Annotated in this window: 23 protein-coding genes and 1 tRNA gene; 16 read left to right on the forward strand and 8 right to left on the reverse strand. The window is 38.9% G+C overall.

The window, feature by feature from the left end:
• Window positions 1-651 precede the first annotated feature (651 nt).
• Complete coding sequence (locus AC5JMF_RS17250; protein WP_495796946.1) at window positions 652-2,421, forward strand: WD40 repeat domain-containing protein; 1,770 nt, start codon at window positions 652-654, stop codon at window positions 2,419-2,421.
• 317 nt (window positions 2,422-2,738) lie between these two features.
• A complete protein-coding gene (locus AC5JMF_RS17255; protein WP_495796947.1) occupies window positions 2,739-5,450 on the forward strand; it encodes an MGH1-like glycoside hydrolase domain-containing protein in 2,712 nt (903 codons plus the stop codon).
• Between the two features lie 251 nt (window positions 5,451-5,701).
• Here AC5JMF_RS17255 and AC5JMF_RS17260 read toward each other — a convergent pair whose 3' ends face one another.
• Window positions 5,702-6,205, reverse strand: a complete 504-nt coding sequence (locus AC5JMF_RS17260; protein WP_495796948.1) for a hypothetical protein — start codon at window positions 6,203-6,205, stop codon at window positions 5,702-5,704.
• A 280-nt stretch (window positions 6,206-6,485) separates the two neighbouring features.
• Between AC5JMF_RS17260 and AC5JMF_RS17265 the strand changes: the two genes are divergently transcribed.
• Window positions 6,486-7,598, forward strand: a complete 1,113-nt coding sequence (locus AC5JMF_RS17265; RefSeq protein WP_495796949.1) for a sensor histidine kinase — start codon at window positions 6,486-6,488, stop codon at window positions 7,596-7,598.
• Window positions 7,595-8,269 carry a response regulator transcription factor gene (locus AC5JMF_RS17270; protein WP_495796950.1) on the forward strand — a complete coding sequence of 225 codons (675 nt, stop codon included), beginning with the start codon at window positions 7,595-7,597 and terminating at the stop codon, window positions 8,267-8,269. Before AC5JMF_RS17265 ends, AC5JMF_RS17270 begins: the two co-directional genes overlap by 4 nt.
• A gap of 141 nt (window positions 8,270-8,410) precedes the next feature.
• Here the strand turns inward: AC5JMF_RS17270 and nadA are convergent, their stop codons facing one another.
• Window positions 8,411-9,385 (reverse strand): quinolinate synthase NadA, encoded by a 975-nt coding sequence (gene nadA, locus AC5JMF_RS17275; RefSeq protein ID WP_495796951.1) that lies wholly within the window; start codon window positions 9,383-9,385, stop codon window positions 8,411-8,413.
• Between the two features lie 147 nt (window positions 9,386-9,532).
• Between nadA and AC5JMF_RS17280 the strand changes: the two genes are divergently transcribed.
• The 10 genes from AC5JMF_RS17280 to AC5JMF_RS17325 all read left to right on the forward strand — a co-directional run bounded on the left by AC5JMF_RS17280 (window position 9,533) and on the right by AC5JMF_RS17325 (window position 18,778).
• Window positions 9,533-10,462 (forward strand): TIGR04168 family protein, encoded by a 930-nt coding sequence (locus AC5JMF_RS17280; protein WP_495796952.1) that lies wholly within the window; start codon window positions 9,533-9,535, stop codon window positions 10,460-10,462.
• Between the two features lie 101 nt (window positions 10,463-10,563).
• Window positions 10,564-10,648: transfer RNA gene (locus AC5JMF_RS17285), tRNA-Ser, on the forward strand.
• A gap of 432 nt (window positions 10,649-11,080) precedes the next feature.
• The gene (locus AC5JMF_RS17290; protein WP_495796953.1) at window positions 11,081-11,305 is read left to right on the forward strand and encodes a hypothetical protein; all 225 of its coding nucleotides are present in this window, start codon (window positions 11,081-11,083) and stop codon (window positions 11,303-11,305) included.
• Window positions 11,306-11,379: 74 nt separating this feature from the next.
• The gene (locus AC5JMF_RS17295) at window positions 11,380-13,125 is read left to right on the forward strand and encodes a ShlB/FhaC/HecB family hemolysin secretion/activation protein (protein WP_495796954.1); all 1,746 of its coding nucleotides are present in this window, start codon (window positions 11,380-11,382) and stop codon (window positions 13,123-13,125) included.
• Window positions 13,126-13,303: 178 nt separating this feature from the next.
• The gene (locus tag AC5JMF_RS17300; RefSeq protein WP_495796955.1) at window positions 13,304-14,032 is read left to right on the forward strand and encodes a response regulator; all 729 of its coding nucleotides are present in this window, start codon (window positions 13,304-13,306) and stop codon (window positions 14,030-14,032) included.
• A 283-nt stretch (window positions 14,033-14,315) separates the two neighbouring features.
• Window positions 14,316-16,217 (forward strand): sensor histidine kinase, encoded by a 1,902-nt coding sequence (locus AC5JMF_RS17305; RefSeq protein ID WP_495796956.1) that lies wholly within the window; start codon window positions 14,316-14,318, stop codon window positions 16,215-16,217.
• Window positions 16,218-16,233: 16 nt separating this feature from the next.
• On the forward strand, window positions 16,234-16,974 hold the full coding sequence (locus tag AC5JMF_RS17310; protein WP_495796957.1) for a DUF928 domain-containing protein: 741 nt from the start codon (window positions 16,234-16,236) through the stop codon (window positions 16,972-16,974).
• A gap of 441 nt (window positions 16,975-17,415) precedes the next feature.
• Window positions 17,416-17,733, forward strand: a complete 318-nt coding sequence (locus AC5JMF_RS17315; protein WP_495796958.1) for a DUF2605 domain-containing protein — start codon at window positions 17,416-17,418, stop codon at window positions 17,731-17,733.
• A 283-nt stretch (window positions 17,734-18,016) separates the two neighbouring features.
• Entirely contained in the window at window positions 18,017-18,346 is a 330-nt protein-coding gene (locus tag AC5JMF_RS17320) for a DUF2973 domain-containing protein (protein ID WP_495796966.1), read from the forward strand.
• A 267-nt stretch (window positions 18,347-18,613) separates the two neighbouring features.
• Window positions 18,614-18,778 carry a DUF8639 family protein gene (locus AC5JMF_RS17325; protein ID WP_495796959.1) on the forward strand — a complete coding sequence of 55 codons (165 nt, stop codon included), beginning with the start codon at window positions 18,614-18,616 and terminating at the stop codon, window positions 18,776-18,778.
• An 87-nt stretch (window positions 18,779-18,865) separates the two neighbouring features.
• On the opposite strand, the gene AC5JMF_RS17330 is transcribed toward AC5JMF_RS17325, so the two are convergent.
• From AC5JMF_RS17330 to AC5JMF_RS17350, 5 genes are all read right to left on the reverse strand, one after another.
• A complete protein-coding gene (locus AC5JMF_RS17330; RefSeq protein ID WP_495796960.1) occupies window positions 18,866-19,246 on the reverse strand; it encodes a helix-turn-helix domain-containing protein in 381 nt (126 codons plus the stop codon).
• Window positions 19,247-19,256: 10 nt separating this feature from the next.
• On the reverse strand, window positions 19,257-19,349 hold the full coding sequence (locus AC5JMF_RS17335) for a type II toxin-antitoxin system HigB family toxin (protein WP_495796967.1): 93 nt from the start codon (window positions 19,347-19,349) through the stop codon (window positions 19,257-19,259).
• A gap of 13 nt (window positions 19,350-19,362) precedes the next feature.
• Window positions 19,363-19,524 carry a hypothetical protein gene (locus tag AC5JMF_RS17340; protein WP_495794771.1) on the reverse strand — a complete coding sequence of 54 codons (162 nt, stop codon included), beginning with the start codon at window positions 19,522-19,524 and terminating at the stop codon, window positions 19,363-19,365.
• Window positions 19,481-19,720, reverse strand: a complete 240-nt coding sequence (locus AC5JMF_RS17345) for a type II toxin-antitoxin system HigB family toxin (RefSeq protein ID WP_495796961.1) — start codon at window positions 19,718-19,720, stop codon at window positions 19,481-19,483. Before AC5JMF_RS17345 ends, AC5JMF_RS17340 begins: the two co-directional genes overlap by 44 nt.
• Window positions 19,721-19,935: 215 nt before the next feature.
• Window positions 19,936-20,703 (reverse strand): DUF3120 domain-containing protein, encoded by a 768-nt coding sequence (locus tag AC5JMF_RS17350; protein ID WP_495796962.1) that lies wholly within the window; start codon window positions 20,701-20,703, stop codon window positions 19,936-19,938.
• Between the two features lie 94 nt (window positions 20,704-20,797).
• On the opposite strand from AC5JMF_RS17350, the gene AC5JMF_RS17355 reads away from it, so the two are divergent.
• Both AC5JMF_RS17355 and AC5JMF_RS17360 read left to right on the forward strand, forming a co-directional pair.
• Window positions 20,798-21,295 carry a YidH family protein gene (locus AC5JMF_RS17355; protein ID WP_495796963.1) on the forward strand — a complete coding sequence of 166 codons (498 nt, stop codon included), beginning with the start codon at window positions 20,798-20,800 and terminating at the stop codon, window positions 21,293-21,295.
• Window positions 21,296-21,615: 320 nt separating this feature from the next.
• Window positions 21,616-23,202 (forward strand): mechanosensitive ion channel family protein, encoded by a 1,587-nt coding sequence (locus AC5JMF_RS17360; RefSeq protein ID WP_495796964.1) that lies wholly within the window; start codon window positions 21,616-21,618, stop codon window positions 23,200-23,202.
• 302 nt (window positions 23,203-23,504) lie between these two features.
• Here AC5JMF_RS17360 and AC5JMF_RS17365 read toward each other — a convergent pair.
• On the reverse strand, window positions 23,505-23,723 hold a 219-nt coding region (locus tag AC5JMF_RS17365; protein WP_495796965.1), incomplete at its 5' end, for a hypothetical protein.

Genomic DNA, 23,723 nt, shown 5'->3' on the forward strand with positions numbered 1-23,723 from the left:
ACGCTAACGCTATCGAGGACTCGCTACCGCTGCGAAGCGCGTAATTCGTAATTAAGTTTTGTAATGGGGATTTAGCGCAGAGTCACCAGGGGGTTTCCCCCAATATCACACTGCCTGAACTTTGTAAGACAGCCTAACACAAAACTTGTCGGTTATAGAACCGGGGGACTTAAACCCACGGAACTTGTTAATGTGAAACTCAGCAATTCAAAATGAATCTAGTGGTAATACCCAGCAGAAATCCGCTTTGTGTGGGGTGTGCATCTTGCTCACCAAGTAGGACAGGCATCTTGCACGCCGCACAAGAAAAAATTTATTGCACTATTTTAGCTGTGTCATATTACCTTTAAAATTTATCTAGATTTTCTCACATCATACTTTCTTTGCTGCTAGAACTGTTTTCCTAGAAACAGTATCTGATTGTCGCAGTTAGTTAGAATTGGTTAACATTATCTAACCCCCTATACCTGAGCCTCATTAGTCAATGAAATGTTTACTAATATTTAGGCCTGCGCTTACCGCAAAGTCCTAGTGATATCTGTGTTCTATGAGACAGCTAGGATTACTGAATTTTAAATTAATTAAAGGTTATAAACTTGAGTAATTGTATTGGTATAGCTTACCGTAGGTATGCAATAGTGTGCCGTAGGAATGCAGATGGATTGGATTAGTTTACTAAAGGTTCAACAAGCTGACTTCCTTCAACGCGTGAAAAAACCTAAGACGTATGACTTATCTTTGCTAGAAAGTCAAGTCAAAGGTTGTCACAGCGAAATTATGGCCTTTTGGGGGGAGCCACTGACAAAACTCCTAGAATTTTCTCGTCAACAAGCGGAAATTCTCGCCAAAAATCCGCCACCCACGCCGCCTGAGTATCCTGAACCCCCGGACTGGACAATACCTTTTTCCAGCTATTTCCAGCAGCAAGCAGAAGATTATCTGTTACGAGAGCAAATTGTTGAGCGGGTAATGACAGAACGCTTGGGTAAGTTGGTCAAAAAACTACCACAAGATACCTTGCAAAATATAGTTTTAGATGATGAAGGAAATTTACGTGGTGAAAGTAAATTTATTTACTTATTAAAAGATAATCCCAACATAAGTATTCAAGTTTATGTTGCAGATAGAGAAAGTTTTAATGGAATTAAGAAAGACAAAATTAGATGGTCAGTTACTCAAGAGGATTTGAGAAATCATCAAGTATTAATTTTTTTGTGTTTGTTTTATCCGGTTACAGGTCAATTAGGATATGAAAAACAAACGGTTATTGCAGGATTTTTACCTACAAATCAAGTTGAATCTTCTGAACCAAAGTTTTATATTACTCCCAGCAATTTGTTGTATGCCGGGGGATTAAGTTGGTATTTAGAATCACTAATTACGAAAGAAGATTCTTTATTAGTAGGTGATGAGAGGATAACAACAGAAACAATTCAAACTTTGCCACCAGAACATCCTCTTAAGAGGATAGTGGGTGATTGGGAGTGCTGGCAAACTTTAGAAGGTCACACTAGAGGAATTAACTGTCTTGCTTTCAGTTCTGGATATAAGAATGGTAAAACCTCACCCATATTAGCAAGTGGCAGTCGTGGAGAAACAAAACTGTGGGATTTAAGCAAGGGTGAATTAATAGATACGTTGTCAGAATATCCTTGGGTTCTATCTGGACTAGTGGATGAAGTGAATTCCCTAGCTTTTAGTGCTGATGGACAGACTTTGGTAAGTTGCGGTGCAGATTCTACAATAAAGATCTGGCATGTAGGGGCACTAGATTTAATAGATATTCTACACAAGCATAACGGGATGGTGCGCTGCGCTGCTTTTACTCCAGATGGCAGGATATTAGCCACAGGTGGAGATGACAGACAAATTCTGTTTTGGGATTTAATGCATCGTCAGGTAGCGATCGCTCTTTCTTTAGATGATACAGCTGCTCATTCGCTAATTTTGAGCCAAGATGGGCAAACTTTAGTTACAGGTAGTTATCGCAAAATCAAAGTCTGGCAAACCTCGCATCAATTAGGAAAACCAATCTTCAACCAAACGCAACCACTGCACATGTTGATGGGTCATTCTCACATTGTTAGCTCTTTGGCAATGAGTGCAGATGCTAAACTACTCGTCAGTGGTAGTTGGGATCAAACTATTAAAGTTTGGCATTTGCATACTGGCGAATTAATTCACACCCTCAAAGGACATAGAGATCGAGTATACGCTATCGCTCTGAGTCCGGATGAACAAATTATTGCCAGTGGCAGCGCTGATAAAACAATTAAATTGTGGCATCTAGTAACAGGAGAACTGCTAGGTACGTTTACAGGTCACACCAACACAGTCACAGCACTAGCTTTCACCTCTTCTGGCGAGATGCTGGTAAGTGGAAGTTTAGATAAGACGATTAAAATTTGGCAGCAGAGTTAAAAAGACTAACAATCAATAAATACGAATAAAAGCTGAAAAGCTGAAAGTCTGATTAACACATACTTTTTATAGGAATCATATTTGATTTCTGAAAAAGACTGCGAGATAATACGGATAGAGATATCTGTTTGCGATCTAACTATTTTTCAATCATCAACTCGATAGTTAAAATCGATATATAAATTAACATAAATTTTTCCTGAGTTTATTCTAAATTTTTACTTACTAGTCTTTCTATCAAATTTAATCAAAATTTCAGCTATACCTTGGATAAAAACGGGATACTCCAGATAGCAAATAAATGCAAGTACAGTGTTATGATAGCAAATTTGACCCAAGAAGAAATTAGATTACAACAAGCCCTAACTCATCAAGCTCATTGGCGGAGATGGGGGCCTTATTTAAGTGAAAGACAGTGGGGAACGGTACGCGAAGACTATAGTTCTAATGGTACAGCTTGGGACTATTTTACCCACGATCAAGCCCGTTCTCGCGCTTACCGTTGGGGTGAAGATGGTATATTTGGTATTTCTGATAATCACCAGCAACTTTGTTTTGCGATCGCTCTTTGGAATGGTGAAGATACTATTCTCAAAGAAAGAATTTTTGGTTTAACTGGCAATGAAGGTAATCACGGTGAAGATGTCAAAGAATGTTACTTTTATTTAGACAGTACACCGACTCATTCATATATGAAAGCGCTGTATAAATATCCTCAGTCAGCCTTTCCTTACTCGCAATTAGTTAAAGAAAATCAACGCCGAAGTCGTCAAGAACTAGAGTTTGAATTAATAGACACAGGTGTATTTGATGACAACCGCTACTTTGATGTTTTTGTGGAATATGCTAAAGCTTCCGCTGAAGATATTCTCATCCAAATCAAAGTAATTAACAGAGGCTCAGAAGCTAAAACAGTGTATCTATTGCCTACTCTTTGGTTTCGTAATACTTGGTCTTGGAATGGAGATACAAATAAACCTAGTTTACAAGAATTTAAATCAGATAATAGTTGCAATATTATTGAGGCATCTCATTCAACTTTAGGTAAAAGATGGTTATATTGCCAAGATGCAACGGAAATTCTCTTTACAGAAAACGAGACAAATTATCAACGATTATTTGACTCTCCCAATACATCTATTTATGTCAAAGATGGCATTAACGATTACATTGTGCAGGGGTTAAAAGAGGCAGTAAATCCAGATAAGATTGGTACTAAAGCTGCTGCTAATTATATATTAACCGTTGGTGCAGGCGAAACTAAAATTATTAAATTAAGATTAAGTGATGCGCCTAATTTAATTGAGCCATTAGGCAAAGATTTTGATGTAATTTTTTTGAAACGACAACAGGAAGCAGATGAATTTTATCAGCGTATTACACCATATCCTCTGAGCAAAGATATGCAGAATGTGCAGCGTCAAGCCTTCGCTGGAATGTTGTGGAGTAAGCAATTTTATCATTACATATTAGAGGATTGGTTAAAAGGCGATCGCCATACACCATCCCCACCGCCAGAACGCAAAAATGGCAGAAATCGTGAGTGGTTTCATCTCTACAATGAAGATATTCTCTCTATGCCTGATAAGTGGGAATATCCCTGGTTTGCAGCTTGGGATTTGGCGTTTCATACTATTCCTTTGGCAATGATTGATCCAGATTTTGCTAAATACCAACTCGATGTTTTAACGCGGGAATGGTATATGCATCCTAATGGACAAATTCCTGCTTATGAGTGGGCATTTAGTGATGTTAACCCACCAGTTCATGCTTGGGCAACTTGGCGTATTTATCAGATTGAACAGAAAATGTATGAACGAGCAGATAAACAGTTTTTAGAGCGGGTATTTCAAAAACTGATGCTCAATTTTACTTGGTGGGTAAATCGCAAGGATGCTGAGGGAAATAATGTCTTCCAAGGAGGATTTTTAGGGTTAGATAATATCGGCGTATTTGACCGGAGTGCAGCGCTTCCTACAGGTGGACATATTGACCAATCTGATGGTACTAGTTGGATGGGCATGTATTGCTTAAATATGTTAGCGATCGCTCTAGAATTAGCCAAGACTAATCCTGTTTATGAAGACATCGCTACCAAATTTTTTGAGCATTTCCTGTACATAGCAGCTGCAATGAATAATATTGGTGAAATGGAAGCGAGTTTGTGGAATGAATCAGATGGTTTTTACTACGATGTGCTACATTTATCTGAACAACAGATTACCTTAAAAGTCCGGTCAATGGTGGGGTTAATTCCTCTATTTGCCATCGAAACAATTGAACCAGACACTTTAAGATTGCTTCCTGGTTTTAAAAAACGCTTGGAATGGTTTATCCGTAACCGTCCTGACTTAAAACAAAACGTAGCTTGCATGGAAACAAAAGGAATAGGTGCAAGAAGATTACTAGCGATTGTTTCACGGGATAAGCTCAAAAGTATTCTGCAAAAAATGCTCGATGAAAGTGAGTTTTTTAGTCCCTACGGTATTCGCGCACTTTCGAGATTTCATGCCGATCATCCTTACACTTTTTATGTCAACGGTTCTCAATGTCGAGTAGATTATGAACCTGCTGAATCTAGTAGTGGTTTGTTTGGTGGTAATTCTAACTGGCGCGGCCCTGTTTGGTTTCCGGTGAATTTTCTCTTGATTGAATCTCTACAAAACTTTTATTATTATCTTGGAGATGATTTCAAGATAGAATGTCCTACAGGTTCTGGTAAAATGATGACACTTTGGGAAGTTGCATCAGAATTATCTCAAAGGTTAATCAAAATTTTCTTAAAAGATGACTTTGGAAAAAGACCTGTTTATGGTGGAATAGAAAAGTTTCAAAATGACCCACATTGGAGAAACTTAATTTTATTCCATGAATATTTTCATGGTGATAATGGAGCTGGTATCGGTGCAAGTCATCAAACAGGATGGACAGGTTTAGTTGCTAAATTAATTCAGCATTTTGGTGAATATGAAGCACAAAATCAGGAACCAAAAATTGAGCAAGATGAAGAAGCGATCGCCATAGGATAAATAAGTTATCCAAGTTATTAATCATAATAACAAACAGTAGAGCAGGCTATAAGTTTGCATCTACTGTTTTTTATATCTTATTCAAAATAACTCAAAGAGAACAGTCAACCCCTTCGCTTAATTTAAAATTCAAAATGACGCTCTCTACGAAATGCTAAAAGCGAACGCGGACGCTCACAAAATTCACGCATTACAATCCCCATAAATAAATAATGGGTGCCTTGCGCCTCAGTCCCCGATTCCAAAATATGTTAGCCTTTATCAGGAATATCAATTCTGGCTGTTCCAATAGGAATTTCTCCTTCTAAACCAACTCTTTTAGCAGTCACTCCATAAAGCAATATATTCCCGCTGCCACTCCTTCTTTGAACACCTGTGATTTGCACCTCTAAAGAAACACCAGAATTTACAGGTTCGTCAAAGCTAATTGATAATCGTTCTTTATTTATCTCTATTTTCCCGGCAATCTCTTTACCTGATTGATCAGTAATCCGAACTGCGTTAAAGCGTTCCATTTGACTTGGTAATAAAATCATGAGGTCTTCCAAAGACATACCAACTACTGCAACTCTAATAAAGTGAGTATTATTTCTGATGCCGGAATTAGTAATATGGGGAACATTTACGTTGAGTGCTACTTGAGATATTTTATGTGTATCTGAATCTGACTGTGTATATTTTACAGGTGTAGCTATAGCTGCGGCTGATGTAGTGAGCATTAAAGTAAATAAACTACCACAAATTAAACCTTTCATGATGTGATCCTTGCTTGTAGGCAAACTAAACTTGTAATTAATAGCTTGCCTTCTTAATATGAGTATAAGCTGATGGATAAATTAAAGTATGATGAGATTTCATAACTAATATTCTTATAATTTATTTCTAGAAATATATTTAAAATTTTATAATTTTCTAAGCAAAATATCTAACTTTATTCAGGAATAATTCATTTTTTTATTCTCTGCCAATATTAAAGTGAAATTATTTGAATTGTTTGGTTTGAGTTAATGAAATTCCAAGAGGTGAATTATTCTAATGAATTTAATAAACCGAAAACTGAGGAAAATATCTCAACTTATTCAACTTAGAATTGACCCCTCTTCACTACAATTTTGCCTAACTGTGAGAATTGCTATTATTTTGACACTGGGACTAAGTAGTTTTATTTTGGGAACAATTTGGGAAATCAAACAGTTTCTGATTACTGCTGACCAACAGCCCTACACTAAACTAATGATTTTTCAACATCTTTGGATTATGAGCATTTTAGCGATCGCAACTACCACAGCGATCGCTACACTGTTCATTAGAAAATCACTGTTTCCTTTGCGTCAAGTAAATCAGTGGGTAACAAACTATGCTGAACTAGATTATTGTCAGCTAAACTTCCATCAAACACCGAGCGAATTGAAAGCGCTAGCCTTAACTTGGAAGCAACTATTAACGCAAATCAAAGAACTCAAACAACAGCAGCAACAGTTTACTAATGACTTAGCTCACGAGTTACGCACACCCTTGAGTATGGTTTATGCATATCTGCAACGCACCTGGCAACGTAGTCATAACTTAACAGCTACTCAGCAAGAAACTCTAGAGATGGCTGTCTTTGAAGCAGAGCGCATGACTCAGATTTTGCAAAACTTATTAGATCTGGCACGGGCAAATCACAGTATGATGCCTTTACAACCTGAATCATTAATACTAAATGATGTAATTGCAGACATAGTGCAGATGATAGAGAAGTTTGAGCATCGGGTAATCCATTTAGAAATTACACCATTGCCTGTGAGAGTCAAGGCAGACCGTAAGCAACTGATGCAGGCATTAAACCATTTGATTAACAATGCTGTTAAATACTCGAATGCAGATAAGCTAGTTAGTCTGCAACTCACTCAGGCTGATAATTGGGCAGTCATTCAAGTTAGTGACAAGGGTGATGGCATTCCCTTATCAGAGCAGTCCCGTATTTTTGAACCTTTGTATCGAGTTGATGCCTCCCGCGCTCATTTGACTGAGGGAGCAGGCTTAGGTTTATCTATTGTCAAATACTTAGTTGAAAGCATGGGTGGCAAAGTCGCAATTCAATCAAATCTAGGCTATGGCAACACCTTTATTTTGACATTACCTACTTTAGGAACAAAAATATGACAGCACATATCCTGTTGGTCGAAGACGAAATTAAACTAGCGCGATTCGTTGAATTAGAACTGAGTAGCGAAGGATACAAAGTTAGCATAGCCCATGATGGCATTACTGGACTGACCTTGGCGCGGGAATCATCGCCAGATTTGGCCGTTTTAGATTGGATGTTACCGGGGCTATCGGGTTTAGAGATTTGTCGCCGTCTGCGGGCAACAGGCTGTACAGTGCCAGTAATTTTATTGACAGCTAAAGATGAAGTGAGCGATCGCGTGGCAGGATTAGATGCAGGAGCCGATGATTATGTGGTTAAGCCCTTTAGTATTGAGGAATTGTTAGCAAGAATTCGCGCCCATCTCCGCCGCACTCAAGAAACAGATGAGGATTTATTACAATTTGAAGACTTGAGCTTAAATCGTCGCACCCGTGAAGTGTTTCGGAGTCAGCGATTAATTGAGTTAACAGCAAAAGAGTTTGATTTATTAGAATATCTGCTTTCACATCCCCGTCAAGTATTTACTAGAGAACAAATTCTAGAAAAAGTTTGGGGCTACGATTTTATGGGTGATTCTAATATTATTGAGGTTTATATTCGTTACCTACGGCTTAAATTGGAAGAGAATAATGAAAAACGCTTGGTTCATACAGTACGTGGCGTAGGATATGCACTGCGGGAGTAATACCGTTTCACTTTCTGGTTGCCCAATAGACCCAATTCCCATCGTAGGGGCTAGAGTTTTCTCTTACTTTTGCAGTCAAAGAAAGAGAAAACCCAAAGAGTGATCTTTAGGAATCACCGCACTTTTAGGGCGGTGAGGATGTCAAATGCTCATTTCTAACATGCGTTGAATTGGTCGCAGTGCAGCAATCCGAATTTCCTCAGACATGGTGATTTCGGGGGTACGGTTTTTCATCGCCAGGTAAAGCTTTTCTAGAGTATTCAACCGCATAAACGGACACTCGTTACAATTGCAGTTATTAATCGGTGGTGCGGGAATAAAGTGCTTGTCAGGAGCTAGTTTTTGCATTTGGTGGATGATACCAGGCTCTGTAGCAACAATAAATTCTTTGGTAGGACTTTTTTGACAATAGTTGAGTAAAGCTGCTGTAGAGCCAATAAAATTGGCATGGCGCAAGACGCTAGTTTCACATTCTGGGTGAGCGATCGCTTCTGCTTGCGGGTGTGTAATTTTTAACTGGACAATTTTCTTTTCGGAAAAGGTTTCATGCACAACACAGCTACCTTGCCATAGCACCAAATCTCGTCCTGTTTGTTCCATCACATATCGCCCCAAATTCCGATCTGGAGCAAAAATAATCGGCACATCCTGCGGTATTTGCTGCACAATCTTGACAGCATTGGAACTAGTACAAATAATATCGCTCATTGCCTTAATTTCCGCAGAGCAATTGATATAAGAAACTACTAAATGTTTGGGGTGCGCGGCTTTAAAAGCAGCGAATGCTTCTGCTGGACAACTGTCTGCTAAAGAACATCCCGCATTTAAATCTGGTAAAAGTACTAATTTGTCAGGATTGAGGATTTTGGCTGTTTCTGCCATAAAATGAACACCAGCAAAGACGATCGCATCTGCGTTGGTCTGTGCTGCTGCTTTTGCTAGTTGTAATGAATCCCCGATAAAGTCCGCAATGTCCTGAATATCTGGTTCTTGATAGTAATGCGCCAGGATCACCGCGTTGAGTTCTTTTTTGAGACTCTCTATAGCGGCAAATAAATCTAGTGGTAGCTCACCTGGTTGGGTGTTGTCTGTTTGACGGAGTGCAGTAGTAAACACAGTTAGGTTAGGTTAGGTTGCAGGTTTTTCTCTTGTGGATTCAATTATAGTAGTTTTTACCAAAAATAGGAGGCGGGATATATTTTCGCTTTGTGTTCAAATCCGGCTGAGTTTCCTATGCTGGAGATAGACGGCAAGGAAAGTAGCATGACCAGTCAAAAAGCTCAATCAACAAACCTCAAGATTGCTGTAGTTGGAGATATTCACGACCAATGGGAAGTCGAAGATGGTATTGCACTCAAGCACTTGGGTGTTAACCTATTGCTGTTTGTCGGAGATTTTGGTAATGAGTCGGTGGAAGTAGTGAGAGCGATCGCCTCCCTCGACATTCCAAAAGCAGCAGTAATGGGAAACCACGACGCATGGTACACTGCTACAGAATGGGGACGAAAAAAGTGTCCTTATGACCGCTCCACAGAAGATTGGGTGCAAGCACAACTCGATTTATTGGGTTCAGCCCATGTCGGTTATGGCAAGCTAGATTTTCCAGATTGGCATCTCACCGTAGTTGGGGGTCGTCCCTTTACTTGGGGTGGGCCAGAATGGAGATTTGCGGAGATCTGTAAAGAACGTTATGGTGTAACGAGTCTGGAAGAATCTGCTGATCGCATCGTCAAAGCGGTAAAAAGTGCTACTTATGAGACGATTATCTTTTTGGGTCATAATGGCCCTAGTGGACTAGGCGATCGCCCAGAAGACCCCTGCGGTAAAGACTGGCACCCTATAGGAGGCGATTTCGGCGATCCAGATTTTGCCGAAGCGATTTCTCAGGCTCTGACCGCTGGTAAAACCATTCCTTTGGTAACATTTGGTCATATGCACCAGACTCTACGGCATACCAAAAAAGTGTCACGAAAGCCCATTTTTAGAAGTCCTGAAGGGATAATTTACTTGAATGCGGCAAGTGTACCCAGGATTGTTGAAAACGGGAACGAAAAACTGCGTAATTTTTCCTTAGTTTCTTTAGAAGCAGGTGTAGTTTCACAAGCTTCTTTAGTGTGGGTTGGTAATGATTGCCAAGTGGCTTGTGAGGAAATTTTGTACAAGCGATCACACTCAGTGGTGCAACCTGTGTAAATGATAGGATATAGTATTATCTGTCAGCTTTAGTGTTACCTGAGAATAATGTCTTAATTGCGTCTTGACTCAGGGTTAAATTACAGCTAGACAGTTTTACTGGAGAGGTGGCAGAGTGGTCGATTGCGTCCGACTTGAAATCGGATGAACCGAAAGGTTCCGGGAGTTCGAATCTCCCCTTCTCCGTTATTTCAGCGTTTTTCATCTCATGTAGAGATGCAGCGAAAAGTCGCTGCGGCTGTCTTTGCCGAGATGAGGTGATTTCTGATTAAAAAAATACCTCTGTTGACGAGTTTCGACTTCGCTCAACTCTCGATTGCTCAGTTGGTTGAGCGTTCGCGTAGCGTCTTTGATAGGAGAAGTCGAAACCAACGGCTATGGTAAGTTTATTACTAGAATTCGCTTGAAAACAACGTTCTGCCCTCTGCTTTCTTCAATTCTTGGAAATCCTTTAGCTTGAAAAAGGCGAGATTACTGATAGATATATAAATAAATATACTATTTATTATCTGTGCATAAATAAATGGTGGTAAATTTTTGTGAAAGTAAATATTTACTAGACTGCTGAATTCACCAACCTCGCCCTAGAAGGGTAAGGATTGGAATAACCTGCACTTAATGCTTCCCTCTAAGGGTGGTGTGCGTCGTCAATATGGAGGTTCTACAACTCGTCATGGTCTACGCAAAGGAGATTTAGTCAGTTCTCCTAAAGGTATTGGTTATGTGTCTGGCGACACCGAAAAACAAGTATCTGTCAGCGATGCTAACTGGAAACGGTTAGGGCAGATTGCTTGTAGTAAAGTGCAATTAATTCGTCATTCTAACGGGTTAATTGTTGTTTAGAAGATATTTGTCAAGCCGTCCTTCACTTTGTTCAAGGACGGGGTTTCAGACCCATTTTTCTGATGAAGTTGAGTGTGGCAGATTGGATAGAGTATGTAGGCGCGATCGCCAAAATTAGAATAGTTTTCACAGCTTCTATTTTGCTCACATTTACTTGTTTTTCTGCTCGTGTTATTGCTCAATCTACACCACCACCTGGAGTAAATATTCCTGCCACTACACCCACAATTCTCGATCAAACTATTCCCAAACCAAATCCCTCTGCACCTGGTTCAGTTTCTCCCTCCCCCTCTCCTTCTATCTTACTAACACCTGCCACACCAGTAACACCAGATCGGAATTTTCCCAGTGGCGAAAGTTTTTTAGTAAAGAAAATTGTCGTGTTAGGAGCAACCGTTTTAAAAGATGAAATTACAGAGTTAATTAAATTATGTGAGAATCGACAAGTAACTTTTACAGAATTGATTCAATTGCGTTCAGAGATCACAGAACTCTACATTAAAAATGGCTACGTTACTAGTGGGGCATTTTTACCTAACAATCAGAATCTGACTGATGGTATAGTGCAAATTCAAGTGGTAGAGGGTGAAATAGAAAAGATTGAACTAACTGGATTAACAAGATTACAATCGGGATATGTGCGATCGCGTCTGCAAATAGCCACCTCTACCCCCTTAAATCAAAAACGTTTAGAGGAAGCGCTGCAACTATTACAACTCGATCCTTTAATTCAACGAGTCAATGCTGAGTTGACCGCAGGTAGTATACCTGGTAGCAATATCTTACAAGTTAAAATTACCGAAGCTCCTGCATTTCATGCAGGAATTTTTGCTGCTAATAATCAATCTCCTAATATTGGTTCCACTCAGGTAGGGGTGTTTCTAGCTCATGATAATTTGTTAGGTTTTGGCGATCGCTTGTCTGTTGAATATGCAATTACTGAAGGACTAAATTTATATGATTTCGGTTATACAATTCCCCTCAATGCAGACAATAGTACCATCAGTTTTCGTTTCAATAATGGTGATAGTCGCATTATTGAAGATGAATTCCGCGATTTAGATATTAGGAGTGAAACGCAAACTTATTCCCTGAGTTATCGCCAACCTTTATATCGAAAACCTCAAACTGAATTTGCTATTGGTCTAGCATTAGATTTACGTCGTTCTCAAACATTTTTATTCAATAATATCCCTTTCTCTTTTTCTGAAGGGCCAGAAAAAGGCGAATCGAAAGTTACGGTCATTCGTTTTTATCAAGATTGGGTAGAACGCAATGCGATCAGAGTTTTAGCTGCTCGTTCTCAATTTAATCTTGGGATTGGAGCATTTGATGCTACAGTTAACGATATGGGTACTGATGGACGTTTCTTCTCTTGGCTAGGACAATTTCAGTGGGTGCAACGGTTATCACCACGAACAATACTACTATCAAGACTCAACGCCCAACTAACAGCAGATTCTTTACTATCCTTAGAAAGATTTAGTATTGGTGGAGTTGATACAGTCCGTGGCTATCGCCAAAATCAATTAGTAGCTGATAATGGCATTACAGCTTCAATAGAGGCTCGAATTCCATTGATATCCAACTCAAATACATGGCAAGTAGCACCTTTTTTTGATATTGGTACGGTATGGAATAATCGTGATAGTTTGAGTTCCCAAACACTTGCTAGTTTAGGGTTAGGTTTACTTTGGCAACCAAATCGAGATTTAAACCTGCGTTTGGATTACGGTATACCGTTAATAGATATTAATGACCGTGGTAATACATTGCAAGATAACGGTTTCTATTTTTCATTGCGATATCAGCCGTTTTGAGCAAGATTGCAGAAAACTGTATTGTAATTTTGTATATTGCGTTGCCACAATTGGCAGTGTCATATCAACTGCACGGAATTGGGGAGTGGGGATTGGGGATTGTCATTTGTTATTGATTATTCTCCGCGTCTTTGCGTCTTTCCCAGTCTCTAGTTCAATACTGTATGAGGATGTATAAATGACTACGGAGGAAAATGTAATTGATTTTAATGCTAACAAGTTAGGAGAACATCCAAATTTACTGCGATCGCCATCATTAAAAATCTTAACTATTGACGATCACCAATTAATCTTGACTGGTACTTTCAACTTACTGCAACAGGAATATCCAAACGCAGATATCATCAAAGCGCAAACGGTAACGGATGCTCTAGAGGAGATAAAAAATTCTCTATTTAACTTGATTTTTATGGATTTATCGATACCTGAACGAGCAGGAATGACGGCCCAAATCGACACTGGGATTAACTTACTTCAAGAATTATTTAAGAAATATCCCCAGCAGAATTTTTTGGTGCAAAGTAGTTATGTAAAAGCTTTGGTGAGGATAAAACACGAGATTGATGAACATCAGGGTGGATTTGCGATCGCAGACAAAGGACTATCAGAACAAGACATGTTAATTCGTGTCAACATAGCACTCAAAGGTGCAACCCACACAAAAGATATTAAAACTGGATTGGAATTTAAACCAGAGTGGTTAGATGTTTTGAAATTAGCCTTTGAAGAAGGATTGACAGATAAATTGATTTCAGAACGTATGTATAAATCTGAGCGTGCAGTGCGTACATACTGGACAAAGATTCAAGATGTGCTTGGTATTTATGCAGAAGATTGTAAAAAAGAAGGTAAAAATATGCGAATTCAAACAGAAATCCGCGCTCGTCAAGAAGGATTAATTGATTAGTTCTTAACTAGTTTCGTGGGTTTAAGTCCCCCAGTTCTCTAACCGACAAGTTTTGTGTTGGGATTAAATCCCCATTACAAAACTTAATTACGAATTACGCGCTTCGTAGCGTAAAGCCTACGGCATAGCTTCGCTTAGAGCGAGTCATCGATAGCGTTAGCGTTAGCGAGGTACGAGCGTCAGCGATAGCGTCAGCGTAAAGCCTACGGCATAGCTTCGCTTAGAGCGACACAAGAGCGTCGCGTCATTACGAATTATTTAGCTGTTCCCAATTCTCTTGCGTATGGTAAGACTTACCAAAAAACAAATTCAAAGAGAAATTATCATTTGGCGACGAGCAGCGCTTCCAGGAATTGCTGTATTAATATTCGTCATTGTTGCTCGTTTATTAGGATGGCTACAAATTTGGGAATGGTTTGCATTTGACACATTTTTACGTTGGCGTCCTGCAGAATTAACTGATGAGAAAATTGTCATTATTGGGATTAATGAACAAGATATTCAGAGTATAGGTAACTATCCCATTCCAGATCAACAAATTGCAGAGTTAATAAGGATATTACAAAAACATCAACCGATTGCAATAGGTCTAGATATTATCAAGAATATCCCTGTTGAACCCGGTTATACAGAGTTAGTAGATGTATTTCAGCAGAATAAAAAGCTGGTTGGAATTGAAAAAATATTACCACCAGATCCCATATTGCCACCACCACGACTACCAGCAGCACAAGTTGGTTTTTCTGATTTGATATCAGATGATGACGGCAAATATCGACGTTACTTACTTTGGACACCTTCAGATAAAAATCCAGACAATCCTAATGAAGCCAAATATTCTTTGTCTGTGCGTTTAGCAATGGCTTACTTAGCAGCTCAAGGAATAAATCTCGAACGTGGTAAAAATGACTCTGAGACGATGCGATTTGCAGCTACAGAACTACCTCGTTTTTTGCCTAATTCTGGGGGTTATGTAAGAGCTAATGATAGTGGATTAAAGATACTAGTAAATTTTAGAAATGGCAGCAAACCATTTCGAGTTTTATCATTGCATGATATTAAAAATGGGAATTTTAAATCAGAGTGGCTCAAAGGAAAAATAGCTTTAATTGGAGTCACTGCTCCTAGTGTTCCCGACTTATTTAATTCTTCAGCAATTGCGAGTTTAAAACTTCCTGGACAAGTCTATGGAGTAGAATTTCATGCTCATGCTTGTTCGCAGATAATTAATGCTGTTGTTGAGGAGCGATCGCTGTTAAAATCTTGGTCAGATGGTTGGGAATATTTGTGGATATTTGTTTGGGGTTTTATACCAATTATCATCGGTCGAATCACACAATCAGTCTGGAAAAATTATATAGCTGTTGTCATCGTAGGTTGTTGCTTAGTCGGTATAGGTTATTTATTAATTTTGTGGGGATGGTGGATTCCTATAGTACCAAACTTGTTAATTTTATGTGTTAATGGTTTAGGGATGAGTGCATTTGCATTTTATCAACATGACCAAGCTCAAAAATCTAAAATTATTGAACGTCAACAGACAATTGAACACGCGTTCAATATAATTCATAATGGCCCTCTGCAAACTTTAGCAAATATTCTGAGATACACACACACTCACAGGTTGCCACAAGAGGAATTAACATTACAGTTAGAAAAACTTAACTACGAAATTCGAGCAATTGGCGAATATCTCAAAATAGAAGCTTTATCTCCAGACGAAAGTCTTCGTTTAGGCAGCGGGTTAAAACTTGACTTAAAACGACCAATGCATGAGCTTTTTTATGAAGTATACACCAGTACTTTAGAACGGAGCGATCTAGAATATCTCAAAAATATTAAGGTAAAAATTCGCACATTTGACCCGATAGACTATATTTATTTAACTTTAGAAAATAAACAAGGTCTTTGTTTATTTCTGGAAGAAGCCTTATGTAACGTAGGTAAACATGCTAAAGGTGTCAAAAACATAGAAGCTACTGGTATAGAAGACCAGGGTTTATATACTCTTAAAATTAAAGATAATGGTTCTGGAACTGTTTTTTATTCTGAAAGCAAAGGAACTAAACAGCTTAAAAGTATTGCTAAAAATTTGAAAGGGAATTTTAAACGTGATTTTCTTGTACCTGGAGGTACAACATGCGAAATCACTTGGAAGTTAACAAAAAATAAGACAAATAACTAATAAAAAATCAAAATTTATGAAACCTCAAATAGTACAATTATTTAGCCAAAACCTTAACCTGAAACTAACGACTAGTTTTTTTCTGTGCTTATACTTAGTTTTCACACCAGCAACAATTGCTAGTTTCGCACCAACCAATCGAAAACCTGCAAGCGACCATAGCAGAACTGGAGGTACCAGAGGTTGTGAAGTTGACAAAATTCCTTTGACACTACTTGCACCCAAAACGTATATTGGAACTACGGCTTCTTTACGTCCTACTTTTGTGGGTTTTGTATCAACTTCTAAGCAAATAAGATTTAAAATTTTTGAATTCAACTCAAAAAATCAACCCCAGCAGTTGGGAGATACAGTTGAAAAAAATGTTTCTCCAGGAGTTTTTCAATTGTCTCTTACCGAAAACCAACCAGAATTGATCGTTGGTCGTAAATATCTCTGGATGGTAGCACTTGATTGTCCGAATTCTTCAAAAACTAAATTAGTAGAAAAAGCAGAATTTATTGTTGTAGAAATGCCATCTACACTTAAAACTCAATTATCTACTGCTGTCAACAGTTTACAGAAGGCAAACATCTACGCAAAAGCGGATTTATGGTACGAAGCTTTAGCCGAAGCGCTGAAATCTACTACAATTGGAAAATTAGGACAAGTAGGTTTAAGTTTAGTACAAGACCTCGCAAAATCTGAGTTAGCAACCACTAACAGCGAGAAAAATCGAGTACAAAACTTAGAAAAAATCGTGATTCAAGAAAAATAGCAAAGTAGCTGGTTAGGGAATGGGGAACTCGGGGCCCCCACGTTAGCGTTCGCGAAGCGTCTCGTAGAGAAGCGGGGCGAAGCCCAGTGGAAATTAGGGGAATGGGGAATTGTCATTTGTCATTGGTTATTTCTTCCTCATCCCTCGGTTGCTGAGCGTACCCTTCAAGGTCTTGCTACGCGTAGCGTCTTTGAAGGAGAAGTACATCCCCCTCATCTTCTTCTCAAACAACCAGCAACTGACGTTATTAGCTATGTCTTGGGATATATAAATGTGTTCCTTCTGGGAACTGTACAAATCACAATACCAGAATATATAATGTAATTTGTAGTCTTTGTTACAGATTTTTTATAAAAACTGACATATGGCGATAATAAAAAGTGTTAAGAATCGTAAATAACGTTAATATTAATAAGAAAGTTAGACGAATGCTTCCAATTTATGCGAGACTCAAATTTACCAGGGACTGAGTTGCTAAAAACAGTTTTAGAACCTCTGCTAGACGATTTTCAGTATTGGTTCGCGCGATCGCGAGATCTTCTGGAAATTGAACGCCTCTCATTTATGAGCGAACAAGATCAACTTAATTTGCTCTTGCGAGTGAAACAAGCACAAGATGAACTAAATACTGCAAAAATGCTATTTGCTGCTACTGATGGACAAGTCGGGATTGATATGGCAACTATAATGCCTTGGCATCAATTAGTAACAGAGTGCTGGAATGTAGCAATGATCTTCCGTCAAAAACGCGAAGTCTAAGAGTTGGCTTTTGCTGCTAGCTGCTTAACTACGTCTGTAGATTGTTGTAAATAAACGGCCCGAACGATACAATTAAGATTTTCTTAACATTATCTCGATTAACAAAATAATGTATCCCATGTTACCGTAAGTGAAATAACGGTGGACAGTTTACATAACATAAAAATAAGCGCACGAAGATAGAGTGCGTCAGATGTTCACACTATTTCTGTGGCTGACAGGATTAGTTGAACAAAGCGTTACAACAAAAAGCTTTAAAAATTGCTGCCTGGAGGAAAACCCGATGTTACACCTACTTTACATTCTTGCTTTTACTATTCTTGCATTTATAGCTGTTGCCAACTTAATTCGCAATCTAATTATGTTCAGTTTTGATAGAGAGCGAACATATCCGGTGAGATCTTCACAAATGGCTAATCAAGGCAACTTTGGTTATGTCTCTTCTAGAAGACAGCCTATACCCCATCCAGAATTATTAGATAGCGCAGGTAACTTAATTAAAGAGCCGCTGTTGGTTATGCGTTCGATAAACGTGGAAGATGCTCGCCAACAACTAGACGCTCTTTATGAATCATCTCCAGGACATAAAAGCGAAAATCAAGAAGAAGCTTAAATAATTCAAAGTTGAAGACTGTTACCCCGAATGAAGCACAAGCTACGTATAAACACTCGTGGTATTAGACCTTTCCTTGCAGATAAAAACTTGAAAGTTTTGAGTAATGAGTTTAAAAATTGCGAATTTAAATTGACACTCCACGGACAGTGCTAAGTAATTTCGTGTTTTCTGCAACGCTTAATTGATATGGTTGAGTCGGAGGGGAATAATATTCCTCTTCGACTCAATCTGTAAAATGCAATCGCAAAAAATTTCTTCATTCTGATGACTGTAAAACTCCAGGACGAAAAAGACTTGCGCTCAGCAAGTGATAGTATAAAAATCAATCAAGAAATAGAAAACGAAAAAGTTCTCTGTTGTCATTGTCAGCGCACTGCTACGAACGGTATTAAATGTAAAGGAATTTGTGTGGCTGACAATGACTATTAATATTACAGCAGAGCTAAATCAGTCAGTTTTTTGTAAAGCTGCTCTATTGTGTAATCCATTATATTCTAAATATTTTACTCAATTTTATTAAGCTGAATTTTTTATTAAAGAGTATGGTTGAATCAACACCTCCGCCGGAATCCCTAATTGTTGATGCAAACGCTGAATCATTTCTAGTGTTAGTGGTTGTTGGCGATTCAAAACCTCCTCAACCTCTTTACGGCTTCCAATAACAGATTCTAAATCCTGCCAAGACAGCCCACGAGATTCGAGATAATATAAAATTGCCTCAATTGGTTCTGGTGCAGCAATAGGATAATGCTGCTGTTCGTATGCTTCCACCAGTGTCGTTAAAACTTCTAACAGATCGCACTCCGGTGTATTAAGTTCTGCATCAAATAATCTTTCAATTTCATCAAGCGCAGCACGATAATCAGCTTCGGTTCGGATGGGACGGGGTTCGAGCATATACGTTACCTCAAATTGTTGTCGCGTCTACGCTATCGTATTCAGAGTGCGTTCCTACAAAGCGGATAAAAATAATCTTAATGTCGTAACGAACGTGAACAATTAAGCGGTAATCATTAGACTTCTTGCAAAAATACTTGAACCGTCAGAGACTCAAGTCTCTGCCTAATAGCAAAAGTCCGTTGAAACGGACTAAAAATACTGTTATTAGTCGGTTTCAACCGACTTAAGTTATCAGCCAGAAAATTTATTTTCTGGCGAGTACCCGACTTTTGCAAGAGGTCTATTGCCTTTGATATTAAAAACAACACGATTATTAGCGATAATACTGGCGTTGCGATAAGTACTTTTGATATTTGTTGGACTATTCCATTCTGCATGAGACGCTTCATCATACCAAGCTTTCAGTGGCTGCTCGGTATCTGGATGTATTTCCCAAAATTGCCGTAAAGTGCTGCGGGCAATGATTCGCATACCAGGATTATAATATTTCTCCTAAAATCTAAGCGTTGAGACGGCAGATTCTAAATCCTCATCCAGCACCTCTAGGTATTTTTGCAGAGCAGACAAAGTGAAACATTCCGACCTAATGGCGATAACCCTGATTATTGCGTAAGGAGCGAGGGACGAAAAACCCAAGATAAATCATGTTTACAGATTAGCAGCAGAGAGATTTTAATAAGGGAGTGTTAAATTGTGAGAGCTGCTAGCAAGAAGAGGCTATCTACTAAAATCGTGCTTAAAACTGCTCCACTGAATGCATACCAGTGTCTTTGCTTTTTAGCTAGTGGTAAAATTCCAATGATTAACAGTATGATGGCGAGAGTTATTGCCCAGGCTTGTCCCCATGGTGTTTCAACTTGGAGTAAAGCATTTTGTAAAATTTGTGATGCCCCATCTGCATCTACTCTCATAATTTGCCGCCAATAGGGCATTAAGTCTACTAGATAGAAATATACATCTGTTAAAGCTGTACCGAGTAAGGAACCTAAATAAAACCAACTGCCTACTTTGCCCCAATTCCGCACCAGACACCAACAGGCAAATGGTAGTCCTATTGATTCTACTGGTAAATGCCACAAGGGTTCCCAACGCAACCAGCCCCAATAAATTGCTCCTGCTAACCAACTCCAGCTAAACCCCAAGAGCAAATCTCCCCACAAATAAGTTGCTGGACGTGACATTAAGGTGAAACTCAACCACACCCAAAACCCTGTCATCACTATACTCACACTAGGCAGCGATCGCACTAGTGGCGCTTCTATAAATACTGGCACTGATACTAAAAATACTGCTGCGGCAAACACTAACCAAGTTTGTCGCTGTGGAATCAATATCGGCAGAGACGGAGATGAGCAGAGTGTTAACTCTAATTCTTGGATATCTCTGTGTCTAGTATCTGTTGAATGCAGATCAGTGTTTGAAGTAGTGTAAGAGGACAATGTATTATTAATCAAAGTTTTTAATATTTGTTACTAAACTTTATCTTATTTAAGATAACACACTCAAAAATCCCCTCCAGGGGCATTTTTATTTTACAGGATGTTGGCAATGAGTAATCAAATACCGAAAATTGATCGGCAACGCGAGCATCAAGCTAATGAGCGTACTTTTCTAGCTTGGTTACGTACATCGATAGCTTTGGTGGGTTTTGGTTTCGCGATAGCTCGATTTGGTTTATTTATGCGTCAGTTGGATAGTGTGCTAACACAACGGCAACCTGTGGTACAGCCTCTATTCAACTCAGAAAATTTGGGGATTATTTTGGTCATATGCGGGATTTTGACGATCGCTTTAGCAGCATGGCGATATAATAAAGTATTCTGGCAAATTGAACGCAGCGATTATCGACCGAACCGTTTACCAGTTTGGGTGATGACTGGAATGATGATTATTTTAGGCTGTCTGAGTTTGCCTTTGCTGTTGTTACGAAATTCTCCATCTTCAGCTCCAAATCAACCACTTCAGAGGGAACGGGGAACTCTTAATAGGGAACAGGGAACTCACGTTTTAAAACGTGTGATTAGAACAAGGATGTTGTTTTTCTGAAGCGCTGCACTTGAATGAAAAACAAAGTCTTGCAAAGTGCATCAAATAAATGTATTTTATTAATTTATACAAGTAGTCCTTCCATTTTGGTGGTCTCTTATTCCTTAGATAACAGGAGCGTTGCAAAGTATAAATATGAGCTTATATCACGCACAGATAAGGCAGTGCGTTGATTTGGTTCCCAAAGTTGTAGCAACTGCCGTGCAGAGTCGCAGAGAGCAAGAGTGGATAAGTGTTAGTTTTTGAGTTTCAGATTCAAATTTAGCAACGCCGAAAAATAAATAGGAAAAACTATTCCCCATTCCCTATTCCCTTCTTCGATGAATATATTAATTATTTTGGCTGAAGTTAGTTTAATAATTTTTGTTTTCTTGTTAGTAAATTGGCTGATTGGTAGAGTATTTAAGCTAATTTTACAAGACTCTGTAGTTAAGAAGAAAGAGAGAAGTATCAAAAGGTTACATCGAAATTTTAAGGTGTTGTTGATACTCACTTGTTCGGTATTATGTATTCTGATTGTTGCTGCTAATGGTTTTCTAATCTATCGGGGTGAAAACCTGCAACGTTATACGCTGATGTTAATTCAACGTATTCCATCAGGGTTTTGGGTAAGTTTAGGAATTGGTTGCGCTCAGAGTATTGGTATTTTGATTTTAGCAGCGATCGCTATCAAATCTACTAGCTATTGGTTGAAGGTAGCTAATACTCGCGCCAAGAATATCGAACAAAATACTGCCGACGATCAAAGTATCGATGCCTTTTTTAACAACCTGAACAACATTGTTACTATTGGTATCTGGCTGTGGGCTTTGATTTTGTGTAGTCAGTTTCTGAAGTTACCAGTAGTTGTTTCTCAGTATTTATACATCATACTGCGGATCTATCTGATCGTTGCGATCGGCTTACTGATACCTAAAGCAGTGACTGCGGTTATTGATAGTTTAGATCTTCTTAGTGTCAGATACTCTAGTCCAGACAACCTATTAAGATTCTACGATCGCCTGCGACACCTCATCCCCTTTCTCAAGCGGTGTCTGGAATTTGTCATTTATGTGTGCGTGGCAACGTTGGTGTTTCAGCAGGTGCAGTTAATTGCCAATATTGCAGCTTTTGGCCCACGAATTATTAAAATCATTGGTATTGTTTTTATCAGCCGTATGTTATTTGAAGTTGTCTATTTACTTGTTGAGGAGGTACTATTTAAAGAACAGAATCTCACTGATATTCAAAGAAGTAGACGCTTAACTCTGGTTCCTCTCATCCGTAGTTTCTTGCAGTATTTAGTTTATTTTGGTGCTATTGTTTCCATTCTCTATACTCTTGATATTAACCCTACTCCTATACTCGCTGGTGCAGGTATTTTAGGTATAGCTGTGGGTTTTGGGGCCCAGACATTGATTAACGATATAGTGTGTGGATTTTTTATTTTATTTGAAAATTACTATTTAGTAGGTGACTATATCGAAGCCGGGAAAGTCGAAGAGAAAACCGTTGAGGGAGTTGTAGAGGCAATTGAACTTAGAACTACCCGCATCAGACACCCCAATGGTCAATTACAGATTATTCGTAACGGTGATATTGGCTCAATTACCAATTATTCCAAACAGTATATCTTTGCTGTAGTAGAAGTTGGCGTGCCTTTTCAATCTAACTTGTCTCATGTATATAAACTAATTGAGGAAGTTGGAGAACAATTAAAAGCAAATGATCAAGATGTACTCGAACCGACACAAGTAGATGGAGTCGAAAGTCTGGGAGAATCTCATTTATTGCTACGAACATTAACGAAGGTAAAACCAGGAAAACATCTGCAAATCCAGCGTCATTTGCGGAAGATGTTTACAGTTGCTTTGCTGCGAGAAGGTATTACAATTCCCTTGAGTGTAGAAAGTGCTGACGAAGCATAAAAAAGTTAAGAGATACCCGAACCCATAACCCACAAAAAATAAAAAAATACTTGAAAGCTTTATCAAGCACTGAACTCAGTTATTGAGTACATGATTAATACAAATTAATAGATGCTTAATTTGAGATGAGATATTAATTAGAGTATTTATCGAAGCAATCGGGTCTAAAACCTCGCCTTTTAACGCAAAAAACATAATACACAAACTTCTTCTTACCCCGAAAAAACCTATTTTTTCGTTCCCAAATCTTTCTGTGCGTCTCCCTGTCCCCGCGCGCCCTGGAGGGTGACGCGAACGTCGCTCTAAGCGAAGCTATGCCGTAGGCTTGACGCTGCGAAGAGCGCCCAGCACAGTCTTGGGGAGCCACCCCCGTGGGCGGGTTTCCCGACTTGAGGAGCCACTGCGTTGCGGGGGTTCCCAGAGTTGTAGCAAGTGGCGTGGTTTCCCCCATGAGCGACTAGCGTTGCTGATATCTTGCACCAGTCCCAAAAACCGCCATAGGTTAGAAACCTATGGCTAAT

The organism is Desmonostoc vinosum (assembly GCF_059505385.1).